At 67.9% G+C, this 17,189-nt stretch carries 23 protein-coding genes, 1 tRNA gene and 1 pseudogene; 13 read left to right on the top strand and 12 right to left on the bottom strand.

Annotated elements, in window-relative coordinates; translation table 11 throughout:
• Positions 1–156 precede the first annotated feature (156 nt).
• From ACLBWX_RS18450 to ACLBWX_RS18410, 9 genes are all read left to right on the top strand, one after another.
• The gene (locus ACLBWX_RS18450) at positions 157–867 is read left to right on the top strand and encodes a DUF1013 domain-containing protein (protein WP_447678455.1); all 711 of its coding nucleotides are present in this window, start codon (positions 157–159) and stop codon (positions 865–867) included.
• Positions 868–1,239: 372 nt separating this feature from the next.
• Positions 1,240–2,970, top strand: coding sequence for a 30S ribosomal protein S1 (gene rpsA / locus ACLBWX_RS18445; RefSeq protein WP_447678454.1), 1,731 nt, complete (start codon positions 1,240–1,242; stop codon positions 2,968–2,970).
• A 369-nt stretch (positions 2,971–3,339) separates the two neighbouring features.
• The gene (gene sppA, locus ACLBWX_RS18440; protein ID WP_447678453.1) at positions 3,340–4,326 is read left to right on the top strand and encodes a signal peptide peptidase SppA; all 987 of its coding nucleotides are present in this window, start codon (positions 3,340–3,342) and stop codon (positions 4,324–4,326) included.
• A gap of 46 nt (positions 4,327–4,372) precedes the next feature.
• Complete coding sequence (gene ihfB / locus ACLBWX_RS18435) at positions 4,373–4,684, top strand: integration host factor subunit beta (RefSeq protein ID WP_055959108.1); 312 nt, start codon at positions 4,373–4,375, stop codon at positions 4,682–4,684.
• Positions 4,685–4,718: 34 nt separating this feature from the next.
• Positions 4,719–5,093: a LapA family protein gene (locus ACLBWX_RS18430; protein ID WP_108039501.1), complete on the top strand. Its 375-nt coding sequence runs from the start codon at positions 4,719–4,721 to the stop codon at positions 5,091–5,093.
• Between the two features lie 32 nt (positions 5,094–5,125).
• Positions 5,126–5,767: a phosphoribosylanthranilate isomerase gene (locus ACLBWX_RS18425; protein ID WP_447678452.1), complete on the top strand. Its 642-nt coding sequence runs from the start codon at positions 5,126–5,128 to the stop codon at positions 5,765–5,767.
• Between the two features lie 159 nt (positions 5,768–5,926).
• A complete protein-coding gene (gene trpB, locus ACLBWX_RS18420; protein WP_447678451.1) occupies positions 5,927–7,168 on the top strand; it encodes a tryptophan synthase subunit beta in 1,242 nt (413 codons plus the stop codon).
• Between the two features lie 111 nt (positions 7,169–7,279).
• Positions 7,280–7,356: transfer RNA gene (locus ACLBWX_RS18415), tRNA-Met, on the top strand.
• Between the two features lie 982 nt (positions 7,357–8,338).
• Positions 8,339–8,911 (top strand): metallophosphoesterase family protein, encoded by a 573-nt coding sequence (locus tag ACLBWX_RS18410; protein WP_447678450.1) that lies wholly within the window; start codon positions 8,339–8,341, stop codon positions 8,909–8,911.
• On the opposite strand, the gene ACLBWX_RS18405 is transcribed toward ACLBWX_RS18410, so the two are convergent.
• The 8 genes from ACLBWX_RS18405 to ACLBWX_RS18370 form a co-directional block, all read right to left on the bottom strand.
• A complete protein-coding gene (locus ACLBWX_RS18405; protein ID WP_447678449.1) occupies positions 8,908–9,387 on the bottom strand; it encodes a GcrA family cell cycle regulator in 480 nt (159 codons plus the stop codon). The genes ACLBWX_RS18410 and ACLBWX_RS18405 overlap by 4 nt on opposite strands.
• Positions 9,384–9,905: a ribosomal protein L7/L12 gene (locus tag ACLBWX_RS18400; protein WP_447678448.1), complete on the bottom strand. Its 522-nt coding sequence runs from the start codon at positions 9,903–9,905 to the stop codon at positions 9,384–9,386. Before ACLBWX_RS18400 ends, ACLBWX_RS18405 begins: the two co-directional genes overlap by 4 nt.
• Before the next feature lie 69 nt (positions 9,906–9,974).
• Complete coding sequence (locus ACLBWX_RS18395) at positions 9,975–10,766, bottom strand: hypothetical protein (protein ID WP_447678447.1); 792 nt, start codon at positions 10,764–10,766, stop codon at positions 9,975–9,977.
• 9 nt (positions 10,767–10,775) lie between these two features.
• Entirely contained in the window at positions 10,776–11,012 is a 237-nt protein-coding gene (locus ACLBWX_RS18390; protein ID WP_447678446.1) for a hypothetical protein, read from the bottom strand.
• Entirely contained in the window at positions 11,009–11,317 is a 309-nt protein-coding gene (locus ACLBWX_RS18385) for a hypothetical protein (protein WP_447678445.1), read from the bottom strand. Before ACLBWX_RS18385 ends, ACLBWX_RS18390 begins: the two co-directional genes overlap by 4 nt.
• Positions 11,314–11,820, bottom strand: coding sequence for a hypothetical protein (locus ACLBWX_RS18380; RefSeq protein ID WP_447678444.1), 507 nt, complete (start codon positions 11,818–11,820; stop codon positions 11,314–11,316). The genes ACLBWX_RS18385 and ACLBWX_RS18380 overlap by 4 nt, the downstream gene beginning before the upstream one ends.
• A complete protein-coding gene (locus ACLBWX_RS18375) occupies positions 11,817–12,230 on the bottom strand; it encodes a hypothetical protein (protein WP_447678443.1) in 414 nt (137 codons plus the stop codon). Before ACLBWX_RS18375 ends, ACLBWX_RS18380 begins: the two co-directional genes overlap by 4 nt.
• Entirely contained in the window at positions 12,227–12,472 is a 246-nt protein-coding gene (locus ACLBWX_RS18370; protein ID WP_447678442.1) for a hypothetical protein, read from the bottom strand. Before ACLBWX_RS18370 ends, ACLBWX_RS18375 begins: the two co-directional genes overlap by 4 nt.
• Positions 12,473–12,700: 228 nt before the next feature.
• Between ACLBWX_RS18370 and ACLBWX_RS18365 the strand changes: the two genes are divergently transcribed.
• The 3 genes from ACLBWX_RS18365 (at position 12,701) to ACLBWX_RS18355 (ending at position 14,525) form a co-directional block, all read left to right on the top strand.
• Positions 12,701–13,642, top strand: a complete 942-nt coding sequence (locus ACLBWX_RS18365; RefSeq protein WP_447678441.1) for a hypothetical protein — start codon at positions 12,701–12,703, stop codon at positions 13,640–13,642.
• The gene (locus tag ACLBWX_RS18360; RefSeq protein WP_447678440.1) at positions 13,642–13,845 is read left to right on the top strand and encodes a hypothetical protein; all 204 of its coding nucleotides are present in this window, start codon (positions 13,642–13,644) and stop codon (positions 13,843–13,845) included. The genes ACLBWX_RS18365 and ACLBWX_RS18360 overlap by 1 nt, the downstream gene beginning before the upstream one ends.
• Positions 13,846–13,907: 62 nt before the next feature.
• A complete protein-coding gene (locus ACLBWX_RS18355; protein ID WP_447678439.1) occupies positions 13,908–14,525 on the top strand; it encodes a hypothetical protein in 618 nt (205 codons plus the stop codon).
• A gap of 184 nt (positions 14,526–14,709) precedes the next feature.
• Here ACLBWX_RS18355 and ACLBWX_RS18350 read toward each other — a convergent pair whose 3' ends face one another.
• Positions 14,710–15,018, bottom strand: a complete 309-nt coding sequence (locus ACLBWX_RS18350; protein WP_447678438.1) for a hypothetical protein — start codon at positions 15,016–15,018, stop codon at positions 14,710–14,712.
• Positions 15,019–15,213: 195 nt separating this feature from the next.
• On the opposite strand from ACLBWX_RS18350, the gene ACLBWX_RS18345 reads away from it, so the two are divergent.
• A complete protein-coding gene (locus tag ACLBWX_RS18345; protein ID WP_447678437.1) occupies positions 15,214–15,687 on the top strand; it encodes a hypothetical protein in 474 nt (157 codons plus the stop codon).
• 151 nt (positions 15,688–15,838) lie between these two features.
• Here ACLBWX_RS18345 and ACLBWX_RS18340 read toward each other — a convergent pair whose 3' ends face one another.
• The 3 genes and pseudogenes from ACLBWX_RS18340 to ACLBWX_RS18330 all read right to left on the bottom strand — a co-directional run bounded on the left by ACLBWX_RS18340 (position 15,839) and on the right by ACLBWX_RS18330 (position 17,160).
• On the bottom strand, positions 15,839–16,045 hold the full coding sequence (locus ACLBWX_RS18340) for a hypothetical protein (RefSeq protein WP_447678436.1): 207 nt from the start codon (positions 16,043–16,045) through the stop codon (positions 15,839–15,841).
• Positions 16,046–16,055: 10 nt separating this feature from the next.
• Positions 16,056–16,541, bottom strand: a pseudogene (locus ACLBWX_RS18335) (integrase core domain-containing protein); the annotation flags it as partial.
• On the bottom strand, positions 16,519–17,160 hold the full coding sequence (locus ACLBWX_RS18330) for an alpha/beta hydrolase family protein (protein ID WP_447678478.1): 642 nt from the start codon (positions 17,158–17,160) through the stop codon (positions 16,519–16,521). The gene ACLBWX_RS18330 and the pseudogene ACLBWX_RS18335, both read right to left, overlap by 23 nt.
• Positions 17,161–17,189 lie beyond the last annotated feature (29 nt).

Here is a 17,189-nt window from a genome sequence, read left to right as displayed (position 1 = left end):
CGCAATTGCGCTCACCCCATCGGAACCTGTATAGACGGCGCTTCCCTATTGCAGCGTTGAGACGGGATGCTGCCGGCCAGTCTGAGGCCGGAGCGAGCGACGCCCTGTCGGCGGCGCCCCGAGGCCCGTCCCGCACGAACCAGTTGGAGTAGCCCGATGTCGCAAGGCCCGCTGATGCCGAAGGCCACCGCCGTATGGCTGGTGGAGAATACCTCGCTGGCCTTCGAGCAGATCGCCGATTTCTGCAAGCTGCACCCCCTCGAGGTGAAGGGGATCGCAGACGGCGAGGTCGCCGCCGGCATCAAGGGCCTCGACCCGATCACCACGGGCCAGCTCACCCGCGACGAGATCGAGAAGGCCCAGAAGACCCCGAGCTACAAGCTCAAGGTCGCCGTCTCGAAGGTGAAGCTGCCCGAGGTCAAGCGCACCACCAAGGGCCCGCGCTACACCCCGCTCTCGCGCCGCCAGGACCGGCCGAACGCCATCCTCTGGCTGCTGCGCAACCACCCCGAGCTCAAGGACGCGCAGGTCATCCGGCTGGTGGGCACCACCAAGTCGACCATCCAGCAGATCCGTGAGCGCACCCACTGGAATTCCGGCTCCCTGCAGCCGATGGACCCCGTGACCCTGGGCCTGTGCACGCAGATCGACCTCGACTTCGAGGTCCAGCGCTCGGCCAAGGACCGCCCGGCCAACATGCCGGTGGATGGCGGCGCCACGCTGCTCCCGACCGAGGTCTCGACGGCGACCGACTACACCGAGGCCGACGAGCACCACCGCAGCGCCCGCGACGAGAAGCTCAACGCCGATTCCGTGTTCGCCAAGCTCAAGGGCATGCGCAGCACCGAGGACGACGACGAGGACTGACGCGACCGCCTCCCGCACGCACCGCACTGACCGGTCCCCGCAGCCCTGCCGCGGGGATTTCTCGTTTCCGGGGGCGAAGGCTGGTAGGGGAGTCGGGACAGGGCACCCGGGGCAGGGCACCCGGCCTGTTGCCGGATGTCCGGCAATCCGCTATGCAATCGCCGTTCTCCGAATGGATTCCACGAGGCTCGGCTGTCCCGCCGGGCCACGCCCCGTTTGGAGGACCGCTCTCGACCATCGTTTGAGAATGCGTCGGCCCTCCTCCGGGAGGTTGAGCCCGTCGGGTCCATGACCCCGGGCGGCGACGTCGAGGGTGTCCCGTCACACGAGCCGCCGATGCCGGCCTCCCGATGAGGCCTGTCAGGAGACAGAATGACCGCTGGTAACGCCCTGCAGCGTACCCCGAGCCGCGACGATTTCGCCGCTCTTCTCGAGGAGTCCTTCCTCGAACACGAGATCACCGAAGGGTCCGTCGTCAAGGGTCGCGTCGTCGCGATCGAGAAGGACGTGGCCGTCATCGACATCGGCGCCAAGACGGAAGGCCGTGTCGCCCTCAAGGAATTCAACGGCCCCGGCCGCGAAGGCGAACTCGCCGTCGGCGACGAGGTCGAGGTCTATGTCGACCGCATCGAGAACGCGCTCGGCGAGGCCGTCATCTCGCGCGACAAGGCGCGCCGCGAGGAGAGCTGGGTCAAGCTCGAGAAAGCCTTCGAGGCCAACGAGCGCGTCACCGGCGCGATCTTCAACCAGGTCAAGGGCGGCTACACCGTCGACCTCGACGGCGCCGTGGCGTTCCTGCCGCGCTCCCAGGTCGACATCCGCCCCGTGCGCGACGTCACCCCGCTGCTGGGCACCCCGCAGCCGTTCCAGATCCTCAAGATGGATCGCCGCCGCGGCAACATCGTCGTGTCGCGCCGCACCGTCCTCGAGGAGAGCCGCGCCGAGCAGCGCTCCGAGCTGGTGGCCAACCTCGAGGAAGGCCAGGTCATCGACGGCGTCGTCAAGAACATCACCGAATACGGTGCGTTCGTGGATCTGGGCGGCATCGACGGCCTGCTCCACGTCACCGACATGGCGTGGCGCCGCGTGAACCACCCGTCCGAGGTCGTGACCATCGGCCAGACGGTCAAGGTCAAGATCATCAAGATCAACCACGAGACCCACCGCATCTCGCTCGGCATCAAGCAGCTGCTCGCCGATCCGTGGGAGGGCATCGCCCAGCGCTACCCGGTCGACGCCAAGCTCAAGGGCCGTGTCACCAACATCACCGACTACGGCGCCTTCGTGGAACTGGAGCCGGGCATCGAGGGCCTGATCCACGTCTCCGAGATGTCTTGGACGAAGAAGAACGTCCATCCGGGCAAGATCGTCTCCACCTCGCAGGAAGTGGAAGTGCAGATCCTCGAGGTCGATCCGGTCAAGCGCCGCATCTCGCTCGGCCTCAAGCAGACCCTCCAGAACCCCTGGGAGGCCTTCGCCCAGCAGCATCCGGTGGGCTCCGAGGTCGAGGGCGAGGTCAAGAACAAGACCGAGTTCGGCCTGTTCATCGGCCTCGACGGCGATGTCGACGGCATGGTCCACCTGTCGGATCTCGACTGGAACCGTCCCGGCGAGCAGGTCATCGAAGAGTTCAAGAAGGGCGACATGCTGCGCGCCCAGGTTCTCGACGTCGACGTCGAGAAGGAGCGCATCTCCCTCGGCGTGAAGCAGCTCGGCGGCGACCCCTTCACGGAAGCGGGTGACCTGAAGAAGGGTCAGATCGTGACCTGCGAGGTGGTGGACGTGAAGGATTCGGGCGTCGACGTGAAGATCGTCGACACCGACCTGACCACCTTTATCCGCCGCGCCGAACTGGCTCGCGACCGTGGCGACCAGCGCCCCGAGCGCTTCGCCGCCGGCGAGAAGTTCGACGCCCGCGTGATCCAGTTCGACCGCAAGGCGCGCCGGGTCCAGCTCTCGATCAAGGCCCTCGAGATGGCCGAAGAGAAGGAGGCGATGGCCCAGTTCGGTTCGACCGATTCGGGTGCCTCGCTCGGCGAGATCCTGGGCGCGGCCTTCAAGAAGGCCCGCACCAGCGACGACAAGGACGAGTCGCAGGACTGATCGGTCCCGCAGGCCCCCGGTCTTTCGAGACCGGGGAGCTCCGAACACGTTTCACGCCCGCGCGGGATCGCCTCCCGCGCGGGCGTTTTTCATGCCTGAACCGCCGGAAGCCCGAACCGGGCCGGATGCCGGAGCCCCCTTGTCGGTCCGCGTCCGGCAAGGCTAGAACACGGACCCGATCATGGGTCGGCGAGGGCATCACGCCGGAGGACGCGAGATGCGTCAAAGGCTTGATGCAAATCGGCGGCGAGTGTGGGACAAGGTTCTGCGCGCAGGCGGACGCAGGCGCGTACCGGGCTCGGCGTCCGGACCTCGGCGTCCCGAACAATCAGCCGGCCAAGCCGGCACCTGAGGGAGCGTAACCAGCGCATGGCCGCGGATGCCGAACTTCTGATCGATCGCCGGCGCCTGCGCCGCAAGCTCTCCCTCTGGCGCGTCCTCGGCATCGGCGGCCTCGTGGTCGCGGTCGGCGCGGTCGGCCTGCGGGTCCGCAATGGCGGCGAGGGCCTCGGCTTGGGAAGCGTGCGGCCGCAGATCGCCCGCATCTCCGTGGGCGGCTTCATCGCCGGCAGCGAGTCCACCACCAAGCTGATCGAGCGCGTCCGCGACGCCAGCGCCGTGCAGGGCGTCGTGGTGTCGATCTCCTCGCCGGGCGGCACCACGACCGGCTCCGAGGAGCTCTACCGCAACCTGCGCGCCCTCGCCGAGAGGAAGCCCATGGTGGCCTTCGTCGACGGCACCGCCGCATCCGGCGCCTACATCGCGGCGATCGCCGCCGACCACATCGTGGCGCGCGAGACCGCGCTCGTCGGCTCGATCGGCGTGCTGTTCCAATATCCGGACCTGTCGGGTCTCCTCGACAAGGTCGGGGTCAAGGTCGAGTCCGTGAAGTCGGCCCCCCTCAAGGCCGAGCCTTCGGGCTTCACGCCCACCTCGCCCGAGGCCCGCGCGGCCCTCGCGGCGGTCGTCGGCGACACCTATGCGTGGTTCAAGGGCCTCGTGGCCGACCGGCGCAAGATGACCGACAAGGAGCTCGCCACCGTCTCGGACGGCCGGGTGTTCAGCGGCCGGCAGAGCGTTCCACTGAAGCTCGTCGACGGCCTCGGCGGCGAACGGCAGGCCATCGCCTGGCTCGAAGCCGAGCGCGGCGTGGCCAAGGACCTGCCGGTGCTGGATTGGAAGCCGACGGCCAAGAGCGACTTCCAGCTCTGGTCCGCCCTCGGCCTCGGAGCCGACCTCGTCGGCCTCGACGGGCTCGCGGCCCGCCTGCGCCAGGTCGGCGACGAGACGGCGGGGCTGGGCCAGGGCGGGCTCCTGGTGCTGTGGCGCCCGGGCCCGACGGATGCCGCCCGCTGAGGGCCCGCGCCACCCCTTTCGTGCATGACTTCGTGAAGGCCCTCGCATGATCAAGTCGGAGCTCGTGCTCAAGATCGCCGAGCAGAACCCGCATCTCTACCAGCGCGATGTCGAGACCCTGGTGAACGCGATCCTCGACACCATCGCGGATGCCCTCGCCCGAGGGGACCGGGTCGAGCTGCGCGGCTTCGGGGCCTTCTCGGTGAAGCGTCGCGATGCGCGGCGCGGGCGCAACCCGCGGACGGGTGCGGCCGTTGCCGTCTCGGAGAAGGCCATCCCCGTGTTCAAGACGGGCAAGGAGATGCGCCTGCGCCTCAACGAGGCCGGCATCGGGGACGGCGAGGCCGCCGCGTCCTGATCCGCCCCGTCCTCTACGCTCGGAGTTCCTCTCGATGATCCGCTTCCTCAAGGGCTTGGTGCTGCTTCCCGTGGCGATCCTGGTGGTCGCCTTCGCGGTGGCCAACCGCGATGCGGTGCGGGTTTCGTTCGATCCCCTCTCGCCCGACATGCCGGTCTTCAGCGCGACGCTGCCGCTCTACCTGCTGCTGTTCATCGCGGTCGCGGTCGGGGTGCTGCTCGGCGGCTGCGGGGCTTGGCTGGGGCAGTCGCGCACCCGCCGCACCAGTGCCGAGCGCCGCCGCGAGATCCGCCGCCTGGAGAGCGAGACCGCCCGCCTGAAGACCTACGCGCCGGCCCCGGTCAACGAGGGTCCGAACGGCATCTACCGCAACGCCCCCGATCGCGTCGCCCTCCCGGCGCCGCGCTGAGGCCGGCCGCAGACCCGCACCTCTCGGAACCCATGTCGGCCATCGCGATCAAGATCTGCGGGCTCAGTACGCGGGAAACCCTCGACGTCGCCCTCGAGGCCGGCGCCGACTTCGTGGGCTTCGTGCATTTCCCCCGCAGTCCTCGCCACGTGGACCTGGAGACCGGCCGGGCCCTCGCGGCCCGCGCGAAGGGCCGGACCGAGCGGGTGGTGCTGCTCGTCGACCCGGACGACGCCCTGGTGGCCGCCGCCGTCGAGGCCCTCGACCCCGAATGGATCCAGCTCCACGGCCGCGAGACGCCCGAGCGCGTCGCGGCCATTCGCGCCGCGACGGGGCGCCGGGTGATGAAGGCCATCGGCGTCGCAACGGCCGGGGATCTCGACGCGGTGACCGCCTTTGCGGGGCGGGCCGACCGCATCCTCCTCGACGCCAAGGCGCCTCCGGGCGCCGCGCTGCCCGGCGGCAACGGGCACGCCTTCGACTGGGACCTGCTGCGTGGCGCCGTCCTCCCGGCGGATTACATGCTCTCGGGCGGCCTCACCCCCGACACCGTGGCGCGCGCGCTGGCCCGCACCGGAGCCCGCGCCGTCGACGTGTCCTCGGGTGTGGAGACCCGTCCGGGCGAGAAGTCGCCGGAGCGAATCGCCGCCTTCATCGCGGCGGCCCGGGGCTGACGGGGCAGGGGGCTCTCGCTCCGACACCCCGCGCTTTCCGCCCGGAAAGGCCCGGATTTCGGAACCGATCTCCCAGTTCGACGCGTTGGCCGCATTGTCGGCGCCCCCCGCGCGGGTCTAGGCCTATCGACAAACGCAGACCTGACAAGGACCATGCCCGTGACCATCGCTCCCCCTCCGAACTCGTTCCGCAACGGCCCGGACGAGCGCGGCCGCTTCGGCATCTTCGGCGGACGCTTCGTGGCCGAGACGCTGATGCCGCTGATCCTTGATCTGGAGGCGGCCTACACGGCCGCGAAGGCCGACCCCGCCTTCCAGGCGGAGATGAACAGCCACCTGACCCATTATGTCGGCCGGCCGAGCCCGCTCTACTACGCCGAGCGCATGACGGAGCACCTGCGCGCGCAGGCCGCCCCCGGCCACGGCGCGAAAATCTACTTCAAGCGTGACGAGCTGAACCACACCGGCTCGCACAAGGTGAACAACGTGCTCGGCCAGATCATGCTGGCCCGCCGCATGGGCAAGCCGCGCATCATCGCCGAGACCGGCGCCGGCCAGCACGGCGTCGCCACCGCCACCCTCTGTGCCCGCTTCGGCCTGAAGTGCGTGGTCTACATGGGCGCCGTCGACGTGGCGCGCCAGGCGCCCAACGTGTTCCGCATGAAGATGCTGGGCGCCGAGGTGGTGCCGGTGCAGTCCGGCACCAAGACCCTCAAGGACGCGATGAACGAGGCCTTGCGCGACTGGGTCACCAACGTCGCCGACACCTTCTACTGCATCGGCACGGTGGCCGGCCCGCATCCCTATCCCGCGATGGTGCGCGACTTCCAGTCGATCATCGGCCGCGAGGCGAAGCAGCAGATGCGGGAGATGGAGGGTCGGCTGCCGGATTCCCTCGTCGCCTGCATCGGCGGCGGCTCCAACGCCATGGGCCTGTTCCATCCCTTCCTCGACGATCCCGAGGTCGAGATGTACGGCGTCGAGGCGGCGGGCCACGGGATCTCCAGCGGCCTGCACGCGGCCTCGCTGTCGGGCGGCAAGCCCGGCGTCCTCCACGGCAACCGCACCTACCTGCTGCAGGATGGCGACGGCCAGATCGCGGACGCGCACTCGATCTCCGCCGGCCTCGATTATCCGGGCATCGGCCCCGAGCACGCCTGGCTGCACGAGGCAGGCCGCGTCACCTACCTGTCGGCGACGGATCAGGAAGCGCTGGACGCCTTCAAGCTCTGCTCGATGCTGGAGGGCATCATTCCGGCCCTGGAGCCGGCCCACGCCCTCGCCAAGGTGCGGGAACTCGCACCGCAGAAGCCCCAGGATCACCTCCTGGTCGTCAATCTCTGCGGCCGTGGCGACAAGGACATCCCGCAGGTCGCGGAGATCTTCGGGACCCGGCTCTGAGCCCGTCGCGGGACCGGCCAATTTCCCAGGGCCGACCCCGTTGACACCCCAGGGCGGGGTTCCCTATACCGCCGATCTCATCGCGGCCACGATCTTCGTCGGCCGCGGTCTGGCGGGGTAGCTCAGCTGGTTAGAGCAGAGGAATCATAATCCTTGTGTCGGCGGTTCAAATCCGTCCCTCGCTACCATTCATCCCTCAGTCAAAAAGCTAATCAGCGCATTGACTTAGGCATCGAATAGCACGAATTGACGACTGCTAGCCCTGGGCATCCGCCTGGGGCTTTTGCGTTCTCGGACGGTTCTCGGACGGGATTTTTCGGAGCCGTCCGAGATCGGGCGCTCGGACGGGATGGCGCGGACCGATGCGCGTCCGACTGACAGGACCGTACCACGCCAGCCGGAAAGCGAGCACGGGGGTGTCATCAACTCACTTGATGACCGGCATCGACCGACGCCGCGAACCGGACGCATGGCCGAGTCGTCGGACGAGCTATCAGGAGCTCGCGGCGGTAGGCGTGGCAGATGTCAGCGACCGCCTCCTCGCCTGTGTAGCGGCTTGCCGGTGCTGCCCCGTTGACGCGCGCATGGTGTCGGCAGGTCGCGCAGCGGCCTGATGGGTCCTCCCGACGGAAACCCCTGATGTCGTCAGGCACGTCGAAGGGGCGAGTTCCAGACAATGAGGTTAGGCCGAGATAGGCATTGCCGGGCATGGGAGGTTTCCTTGTGACCTCCCGTTATTCGAACGAGCCAACGGTTTCTCGACACTGACGCTGTGCCGTCGCCGGGACAAAACACGTTTTCTCGGGACAGAACGCGTTTTCTGAGGGTCTGTTTGGACAAAACACGTGCGCGAGTGACAAACCGCGTGCGGAAGGCCCCCGTCGTGACAAATCGCGTGCGCTCGCCAGGCGGGCCGACGTTAAAGCCCTAAACTGCTACCGGTGCTGCCTAAACATCCTGCCGAGGGCATTCATGTTAAAGCCCTCCGGCCAGGGCTTCCTTAACCCGGCCAGTGCTACAACCCCGATTCAACCGGCAACTCATTCCATTTTGGAAAGAGTTCGACCCGCCCCGGAGAGACCCGTGAAACGCATACGTCGCCCCCAGCCGAGATCCACCATCCCCGGGGCGTGACCGTGCGCTGCAGCCCCCGTCTAGGAGGCTGCCCTGATGAAGACCACCACCACCGCCCGTACCTTCTTCACCGCCGACACGCACTTCGGGCACCGCGGCGTCATCGGCATGTGCCAGCGTCCCTTCGCCGACGCGGCTGAGATGGACGAGCTGATGATCGAGGCTTGGAACGCCGTCGTCCGGAAGGGCGACACGGTCTGGCACCTCGGCGACTTCGCCCTCAACTCGTCGGCCGAGCGGTGTCAGGCGGTGTTCTCGCGCCTGAACGGGCAGAAGCATTTGATCCCCGGGAATCACGACAAGGCTCGGCACCTTCAGCTTGGATGGGCCAGCCCGCCCGAGTCGCTGCGGACGGTCCATGTGGAGGGCCGCCGGCTCGTCCTTTGCCACTACGGCCTGCGGACGTGGGCCGGGTCCTGGCGCGGGGCGCTTCACCTATACGGCCACTCGCACGGCGCGCTGCCCGGCACGTCCCGGAGCCTCGACGTTGGGGTGGACTGCTGGGGATACGCGCCGGTGACGCTCGACCAGATCGTGGTGCGGATGGAGGCGACCGACGTCGTGCCCGAGGAGCGCGCCCTGGGCATCGCCGCGGACGCCGAGGGCTAGCCCGGGCGGAACAGGATGGCACGATGCGCCGGGCACCAGGACGAGCCCGGCGCGGTCCCGGCCCCGCAGCACAGGGCGTCCGCGGTGGGCTCTCCGGCGATGAAGCGGCACATGGACCCCCGGGTTTCCACCAGGCGCACGCCGCCCTCGGGCTGGGGCGCCAGCGGCTCGACCGGACGCGTCGGGGGACGCCAGGGTGCTTCTTCGATTCGCTGCGGGGGCGACGGGGTTTTCGGTGGTGGGCTCGGTGCCCGGGTCGGGGCTGGCCTCGCTACCTTCGGCTTCCCGTCGCGGTCGCCCTGTTGGATGCCGGTCCGCCGCATCCGCCCGATCTCCGCCGACCGCGACAGGCTCAGGTCGTGCTCCTCCCGGATGCGGGCCGAGATGACGCCGGCCGACACGCCCTCGGACCACAGGGCGGCCGCCGTCTCGTGGGCGGCCTTACTCCAGAGGCCGCCGGACTCATACTGGTTCACGCGACGTTCTCGACCTGACGCTTAGCCTCGGTCATGGCGTGGTTTCGCATGCCCATGTCGTAGGGGCAGTTCGGATCAAGGCAGTCCCAGGTCGGGCGCCCGCTGACCAGCTTTCGACCTTCTTCGTAAAGCTCGCGCGCTCGGGCTTCGATTCGGACCTTCTCGATCCGTTGCGCTGTGGTGAGGTAGACCGGCTGCAGCAATACCTCCGCCTTCATGCCGAGCGCGGAAGCCAGGTTCCGTAGCCGTGCCTGAGCCTCCGCTGCCTGAGCGTCGGCATCCTTCTCCAGGTCCTGTAGAGGGCGGTTCGGGCTGGTGTGTTCGACACCAGCGATGCGACCGTGCTTTTCGCCGAACCGGACGGGGCCGCACATGTAGGCGTCCTCGACCATGTCCTTGGCTTCCTTCAGCCCGACACCGAGCGCCCGGCGGAGCCACTTGATGGCCTCGATCTTTGGGGACGCGGTCTGCTCCGAAGCCCGGATGGCGAGACGTGTGATGGCCTGCAGGTCGATCATGGAACGCACCTCATGATGGGTTGCTGGGGGAAACGAGGCGCCCCTGCCGCCGGGCACGCGACGCAGCAGTCAGATGCTGGCGAAGGCGTCGAGGTCCTCGGGGAGGATCACCTCCTCGGCCTCGCGCTTGGCTCGCACTCTAGCTCCGAACTCGATGGTCTCGGTCGCCTCGGCCAAGGCGTTTAGCCACCGTGCCTGAACGACGGGCTCCCACAGGTCGTGTGCATCGACGAGGTACTCGCGGACCTCGCGGACGCTCATGTCGAGGGAGAGTTGGGCGAAGGTGCCGTCCAGGAATCCGAACAGGGATACCGGGACCACCACATCGCGGTCCGCGGCGACCATGCGGTCGATGAGAGGTTCGGCCTGTTTGCGCACCTTCGCTGCGCGCTTGATGGCGAGGGTGACGCGCAGCCGGTGCAACCGGGACCGCCGACAGTTCATGGCGATCTGCTCGTCGGCCGGCAGGCCGAGAACCTTCATCGCCTTGCCACCGATGATCTCGTAGGCCGGCTCGCGGTACAGGAGCCTGAAGCTGCGATTGAACTGCCCGTCGCCGGTCCGCTCGACGATGGCGAGGTGGATACCCCAGGCGATGGCATTGCCGATGACGTCCAGCGTGAACTCGTCGCTCCACACCCGTCCTTCCCGGACGGCGTCCACGCGCTCCTTCAACTCGGCGAGCGTCAGAACGTTGGCGTCGCCGAAGATGCGCAGGACGGCCTGATTCGCCCGGACCTCGTAGTTCTTGATGTCGAGGCCGAACGTCCTGTTCTGAAGCGCGGCGTCGAGGATGAAGGATGGCGATTTGCCGTAGAGGTGGCTGTAGTCGGCCTGGGAGTGGGGGTAGCGGCGCGGCATGGCTTCCCCCTAGGCGACGGCGGTGAGGGCAGGCGCCGGCACGACCGTGGCGGACCACGTCTTCTGCTCGGCGTTGCGCGTGATGCTGCGGACGGCCCAGCGTTCGGGGACGCCCTCGTGCGTCGTCAGCAGCGTGTGCCTGACCTCGATGCCGTCGCCGCCGCAACCGAGGATGTCGTGCTCGTCTGAACCGGAATCGAAGTGCTCGATCAGGACGGTGAAGTCGCGCTTCTCGCGATGCATCATGGCTTCAGCCTCTTCACTGGGACGCGGGCGGCGGCGTACGGATTGGACGCCGGCATGGGTTTCTCGCCGTGGCTCTCCGAGAGCGCGTTCGTCAGCGTCTCGACGGCAAGACGGCTCGCCTCCAGCAAACGGGTGTTGACCCGGTTGAGCCCGATCTGAAGTTCCAGGCGTCGCTGCGGATCGCGGAGCTCTTCAAGCCTTGCCTCGACGGCGGCCTTGACCTCGATGAGGCGGGCGCGGGTCTCGACCGGGCCGAGATCCTTGAGGTCGTGGAGGTAGTGAGCACGGACGGGGCGAATACTCATGCGAACAGCCTCATCTGGACCGGCTTCTGGCAGGCAGGGGCGGCAGTCTCGGTGAGGAAAACCTCGTCCGAGTTGTTGGCGAACAGCTTCAGGAGGCGGCCGCCAACGGCGACGATCTCGTTGATCCAGGCGCTGGCCTCCTTGCGGCCGGCGCTCCACTCCTCGGGTGTCACGAGGTGCAGGGACCACTCCTCGTAGGCCGCGGCCTGCTCGGGCGGGTGGTAGAAGAAGGGCCCGTCGACCTTCAGGACGAAGTAAAGTCTGTCGCTGTAGTTCGAGCGAACGACGGTCCCAGGCTTAAGAATGTCCGGAACCTTCGGCTCGCCCGGCGGTGTCGACCTTAGAGGCAGAGGCCCGAGGTCGTAGTCCCCGGCAAGCTCACGCGAAGAAACCGATTGGGGCGCATAGGTCCGAATCCAGGAGAGGTGCTTTGGTAGCCGCTTGAGCGGGCGCGGACCCATTATGGCAGGATCGGGAGCACCACGGCTGTTCAAGTCCATCACGCTGCAGCCCTCCTACGACGGGTCTCGGCGGCCTTGAGGGGCACCTGCGTCCGATCCGGCCGCGGCGGCGTGATGCCATTCTCGCGCAGGATTCGGTGGACCACCCCGAGCTTGAGGCCGTGCTCGTTTGCGGCGTGCCACACGGACCCGAGGCGGCGGACGGCCTCGATGACCCGGGCGTCCTGCTCAGGCGTCGTGGACCGGGCCTTGGATGACCGGCACGGGACGCCGGCCTGACGCTGGAGGATCTGCCGGCCCTCGGTGGCGATCTTCGCGAGGTGCGTGCGGGGCACCCAGTACCAACGCTCGCACGCGTTCTCCCAACCGGCGTCGTCCCAGACCTGCGCAACCATGGTCGCGACGGGCCGGACGAAGAGGTCATGCGAATCGTAGGGGACGCCCCGGCTCACGACACCACCTCGTCGCGCGGGATGTACAGCGCCGGCGCCTTCTTCAGGCCGAGGCACCTCAGGACCGAATCGCCGGGCGCCCGGTTACGGCGCAGCACGTCCGTGACGTAGGGGCCGGAGATGCCGTTCTGCGCTGCCCACGCCGACTGGCTGCCAGCGGCGGCGCACGCCTCACGCAGCATTTCAAGGACGGCCTGTTCTGTCTTTGGCTGCGCCTGCGCAGGGGTTTCGTCTTGTTCCACCAGTGCCTCCTAGCCCTCGTTCAAGGGTTGACGAGATAAAGGTAGCACTCGTCCGCTCATCCGCTAGAGGCAAAATGCATGCATGCTTGCTGACGCTGGACTTCACCTCGATGCTTGCTCATATTTTCACTGATAATATCAGTTATAATTTGCAACCGCGTTTGTATGCACTTGTAATTGAACGGAGCCGTGGCAGAATCAGCTTTTCCGCTAATCCGCGAGGCCACCGTGTTCACGCTGCTCATGCTCATCATCGCCGTAGGGGCCATCGCCGCCTCGGCATACGCGGCCGCCCAGCGGCCCATACCCATCGTCGAGGCACTGCCAGTCGGTGCCCTCGGCCTGACGTGGCGCCGCCTCGGCGAGCGCCGGACTGGCTACGGCCCGAAGATGCTGTGGATCGCGGATGCCGGGGACGAGGCCTACTACAGCCTCCTCTACCGCACTGCGAAGGATGACATGCGGGCGCTTGGCTTCGGCTGGGGCGGCGAGACGTATGGAAGCTACGACAGACCGGTGTGCTGGGAGCCAATCCCCGAGCCGACCGACGCTCATTATGAGGACGGCATTTATCGCGCCGAGAACAAGTCACGGATAGAAGTCGACCGCCGCGACGCCGAAGAGTTCGAGCGACGCCGACGGGTCGAGGCCGCCGAGGTCAAGCGCCGGGCGCAGGCCGAGCAGGAGCGCGAGGAGCGAATCGCCGCCGTCGAGACCCTGCGCCTGCGCATGAAGGAACTGCCGTGGGCATGGACCCGCAGCCAGCGCGACCGGGCCAGCGAGGTCCTCGCCGAGCGGGACGAGATCCCCTCGGAGTGGGCTGCGAAGGCCGCCAAGCGCCTCGTGGAAACCTGTGACGACATGGTCCGCCGCGTGACGCTACGGGCGCAGACCGAGCGCAGGGAAGAGTGGTGGGTCCGGGCTGCGGACCCCGCCATCCAGGCCGAGGTCCACGAGGCCACCAAGATTCTGTCCTCCCGCGACGAGGACTGGGCGACCATCGACAACGACTCCGGGTGGAGCAAGGCGCACACAAATCTAGGCCACATCCTGGCCGGTATGCCCTCCCTCGCGCAGTGCGAGGCGTCCCAGGCCCTGTGGGCCGTTTGGGCGCACCGGAGGCAGATCCCGACGGCGATGCGCAGCGCCCTGTTCGGGGAGGCCAAGTGATGCAGCGCTTCGGATATCGGGCTGCGGTGAGGTGGCTCTCGGAAAACGACACCTGCGGCCGTGAGTGGGTCGGAATCGAAGACGAGCCGCCGCCCGACGCAGCGTGCCTGATCGTCGAGATGTTCGGCGTCGACTGGTCACGGTTCGAGCGGGACATCGCTCGGGAACTCGCCAGGGTCAGGAAACGGCGCAACCCAACCTAGAGCCCTGGTGCCTTTCCGAACGTCGCCGCACGATTCCATCACCGCCAGCAAGGGGAACCACCATGTCCTTCCGTCAGATTATCGCCGCCGTCATCGCCACCATGGCCGCCATCGCGCAGGCCATCGTTTCCACCGCCCGCCTCGTCTGGGAGGGCGGGAAGTGGATTTTGAAGTCCATGTCGCCCCCGGCGCAGCAGGCCCCCGCCGCAGGGGCCTCGGCCGCCGACGCCATCTCCGCGCTGGCCGAGGTCACCGAGACCCAGGCTCCCGCCCCGGCCGCGCTGCCCGCCCCGGAGCCGGTCGATCCGGTCCTGGAGTGGGGTGCCCTGGCGCAGCGCTACGCGATCAGCCAGAGCGTCATAACCGGCGAGGACGAGCCCCGGCTCGACGGAATCTTGGACGAGCCCGCCATCGCGTGGCTCCAGTCCTTGCCCGTCGTCGACTTGCTGAAGCTCACGAACGCGACGCCGGAGCAGATCGGGCGGCACATGCTTGGCGGTCGTCCGATCCCCGGGCTGGCGCTCTGCCCCACCATGCAGGAGTGGGAGCAGTCCAAAAGGCAGACGGCGAGCATCACCTCGGACATGCGCGAGCGGCTCGCGGAAGGACGTCAGGCCATGCAGGACGCCCTCGACGACCTCGTGAACCACCCGAACTGGGAGCCCCTGCGCGGCGTCTGACCGCCCCTGACCCCGAACGAAACGAGCCCGCCCTGGTCACCCGGGGCGGGCTTTTCTGTGCCTAGTGGAATCGACGAGGCCCTGACGATTTGGCCTTGTGCCTTTCCCTGTGCGCACACGGTGGCATGACGTCGGGTCACGGAAGCACACCGCCTCCCGTGACGTCACGCTGGGGGCCGTGACGTCACGCCACCCGGCGGCGTCCGTCACGCAGGGCTACGGCGGCCGCCCGGACGCGATGCGCATGAAGCTCCGCCTTCAGCGCGGCGTTCTCGGCCTGGAGGCGGCGGAGTTCGAGGCGGTCGGCGGTGACGGCACGGGCGACCCGGGCGACGTCACCGAGGGCGGCGGCCTCGGCCCGGTCAGCATGGACGGCGGCGACGGCGGCGTTGCCCCGGGCGGTGCCGTTGGCGAGGGCGACGGACAGGCCCGCGGCGAGGCTGTAGGCGCCGGTCTCGAAGGTGTTGAGGAAGCGGTCGGGGCTGACGGACATGGGTGCCTCCTCGGTGCGTGCTGGCTGTCTGTGAACGCAGGATCGCAGCTCGGGATTCACCCTGGCAAGCGAAGGCTGTGGACGAGGTGAACGAACCCCTGGCCTACGGCGGGTGCCGCGTCACGCCGACAAACCGTTACGCGCCCAGGAGTAACGGGACGCCTAGCTGACTGAGGCCCCCAAGCCCGCCGTGGCGTGCGTGAAATTCGCGATGCATACTGGGACGCCTGTTTCACGGCGAGCATCGTCATCTCGGCCCCGCCCTTCTATGGGGAGAGAGACCTCGCCGCGGTCCTCGCCTCCGTGGACGTGCCTACCCTTCACGTGACGACGAAGGAGGACACGATCCGCATTGCCGGCCGATATTCCCCGGTGCAGGACCGCATCGACGCCTTCAATGCCGTTCCCGCGGCTCAAAAGGCCCTCGTCGTGTTCCAGGGTGGTTCGCACAGCGTCTTCACCGACCGCTCCCTTCGGAACGGCGGACCGCTGAACGCCTTGGTAAAGCGCGCGACCATGGAATCCGGCTTGGCGTTCCTCGACCTCGTCCACCGCTCCGATCCCGTCCCGATGGAGGATTGGAGCGCGACGTGGAAGCCGATCCTGGCCGCAGCACCGGTGCCTTTCGCGGTACCGCCGAGGCAGGCGGACCGTAGACGTCGCGCCTGACGCGCGCGCCCGCATCACCTCTCGACGTGGTCACCTGAGCGACCTGTCCGGCGGCGGGAGAAACTAGGGCGTAAACCGGTTCGAACTCACTCGGCCAACCCGCTGCGGTCTCGTAGGCGGCGGGTCGTATCTCGTTCCACGGATTGCCCAATTAGCCGTCGTTGCTATGCAGTGGCTTCCCGGCGTCATCCACTGCCACGTAGGTGAAGAGTCCCTCGGTGACCTTCTCTGCATCCCCGCCGGTGAGGTCGCGGACCCAAACCTCGACCTTCACGCCGAACGACGTCTCGCCCTCCATCTGTAGGGTGCAGCAGCAACTCACCTCGTCGCGCACCGCGATGGGTCGGAGAGAGCGCACCGCGTCGATGCTAGATGTTTGGTCCCGGCATTTGGTGGAGCGGGTTTGACCTGAAGCGGCCGGGCTCTGCGGACCATGCTTTGCCGATGGCCTCGTAGGGCGTGAGACCCCGCAGGGTCTTCAGGCGGCGTGCGAAGTTGTAGGCGCTGACGAAGTCGGCCAGGTGAGCGCGGAGCTGCTCGCGGCTGTCGTAGTGGTAGCGCTTCACCGTCGCGTCCTTGATCGTGCGGTTCATTCGCTCGACCTGCCCATTCGTCCAGGGGTGCCGCGGCTTGGTCAGGCGATGGTCGATATCGTTGCGGGCACAGGCGGACTCGAAGCTGTGGGCTCGGAAGGTCTCGCCGGCTGCGATCGCCTCCTTGATGAGGGAAACGGCCGAGGCAACGTTGCCGGGCGTGGTGAAATGGGTGCCGTTGTCGGTGAGCACCGTGTGCACCTTGTAGGGCACCGCCTCGATGAGATGACGGAGGAAGTCACCCGCAACCCGCCGGGTCGCCTTCACCCGCTTGCCCATCTTGTTTGCGAAGTTCGAAAGCCCGTCCGCCCAAAATTGGCTCGCAGCGCCGTCGTCCCCGCCGGTGCCCGAGGGGCTTCCCGTCCCGGATCACCTGGGCGCCGGTGAGGATCAGGGTGGTGTTCGCCCCGTAGGAGTGGCCGGCCGCGATGATGCGTTTCCGGTCGATGGCGGTATGGAAGGGATTGTCGAGGCTGAGCAGGCGGTCGAGGCCGAAGGTCACGTCCCGGGTCCGCTCGATGGCCTCCTGCTCGTCTGCCGCGCTGTCGAGACGGTCGAGGAGTAGGATTGGATTACCCTCCCAAAGCGTCTGATCGCTGCCGATATGCTGGATGTGCAAGCTGGCGGTCCCGCGCGCCGACCATCCCTCGCCGAGGTAGCTGTAGCCCTTCCGCGTGCCTCCAAGCCCATGGGAGAAGACGATCAGCGGGACCGGCCCCTTTATGTCGGAGGCGGCAGGCCAGTAGAGCCGCGCCGGCACTGCGCGGTCACGTGACGGGTCGACCCACTCGAAGTCGATGAACCGTACCTCGGCGGACGTCGGCAGGGCCGCTGCGGGGAGGGGCGAGAGCCAAGCTCCGGCACCCGCCCCCAGGGCCATCGCGCCGAAGCGGCGGCGGTTAAGGTCAC

This window comes from Methylobacterium sp. M6A4_1b, assembly GCF_053345175.1.
This window is presented reverse-complemented; position numbering and strand designations above follow the sequence as displayed.

Bases quoted from the DNA above. Each gene is read 5' to 3' on its own strand.
- ACLBWX_RS18450 (WP_447678455.1), top strand. From the start codon at position 157: ATGTCGCAAGGCCCGCTGATGCCGAAGGCCACCGCCGTATGGCTGGTG.
- rpsA (WP_447678454.1), top strand. From the start codon at position 1,240: ATGACCGCTGGTAACGCCCTGCAGCGTACCCCGAGCCGCGACGATTTC.
- sppA (WP_447678453.1), top strand. From the start codon at position 3,340: ATGGCCGCGGATGCCGAACTTCTGATCGATCGCCGGCGCCTGCGCCGC.
- ihfB (WP_055959108.1), top strand. From the start codon at position 4,373: ATGATCAAGTCGGAGCTCGTGCTCAAGATCGCCGAGCAGAACCCGCAT.
- ACLBWX_RS18430 (WP_108039501.1), top strand. From the start codon at position 4,719: ATGATCCGCTTCCTCAAGGGCTTGGTGCTGCTTCCCGTGGCGATCCTG.
- ACLBWX_RS18425 (WP_447678452.1), top strand. From the start codon at position 5,126: ATGTCGGCCATCGCGATCAAGATCTGCGGGCTCAGTACGCGGGAAACC.
- ACLBWX_RS18410 (WP_447678450.1), top strand. From the start codon at position 8,339: ATGAAGACCACCACCACCGCCCGTACCTTCTTCACCGCCGACACGCAC.
- ACLBWX_RS18400 (WP_447678448.1), bottom strand. From the start codon at position 9,905: ATGATCGACCTGCAGGCCATCACACGTCTCGCCATCCGGGCTTCGGAG.
- ACLBWX_RS18395 (WP_447678447.1), bottom strand. From the start codon at position 10,766: ATGCCGCGCCGCTACCCCCACTCCCAGGCCGACTACAGCCACCTCTAC.
- ACLBWX_RS18390 (WP_447678446.1), bottom strand. From the start codon at position 11,012: ATGATGCATCGCGAGAAGCGCGACTTCACCGTCCTGATCGAGCACTTC.
- ACLBWX_RS18385 (WP_447678445.1), bottom strand. From the start codon at position 11,317: ATGAGTATTCGCCCCGTCCGTGCTCACTACCTCCACGACCTCAAGGAT.
- ACLBWX_RS18360 (WP_447678440.1), top strand. From the start codon at position 13,642: ATGCAGCGCTTCGGATATCGGGCTGCGGTGAGGTGGCTCTCGGAAAAC.
- ACLBWX_RS18355 (WP_447678439.1), top strand. From the start codon at position 13,908: ATGTCCTTCCGTCAGATTATCGCCGCCGTCATCGCCACCATGGCCGCC.
- ACLBWX_RS18350 (WP_447678438.1), bottom strand. From the start codon at position 15,018: ATGTCCGTCAGCCCCGACCGCTTCCTCAACACCTTCGAGACCGGCGCC.
- ACLBWX_RS18330 (WP_447678478.1), bottom strand. From the start codon at position 17,160: ATGGCCCTGGGGGCGGGTGCCGGAGCTTGGCTCTCGCCCCTCCCCGCA.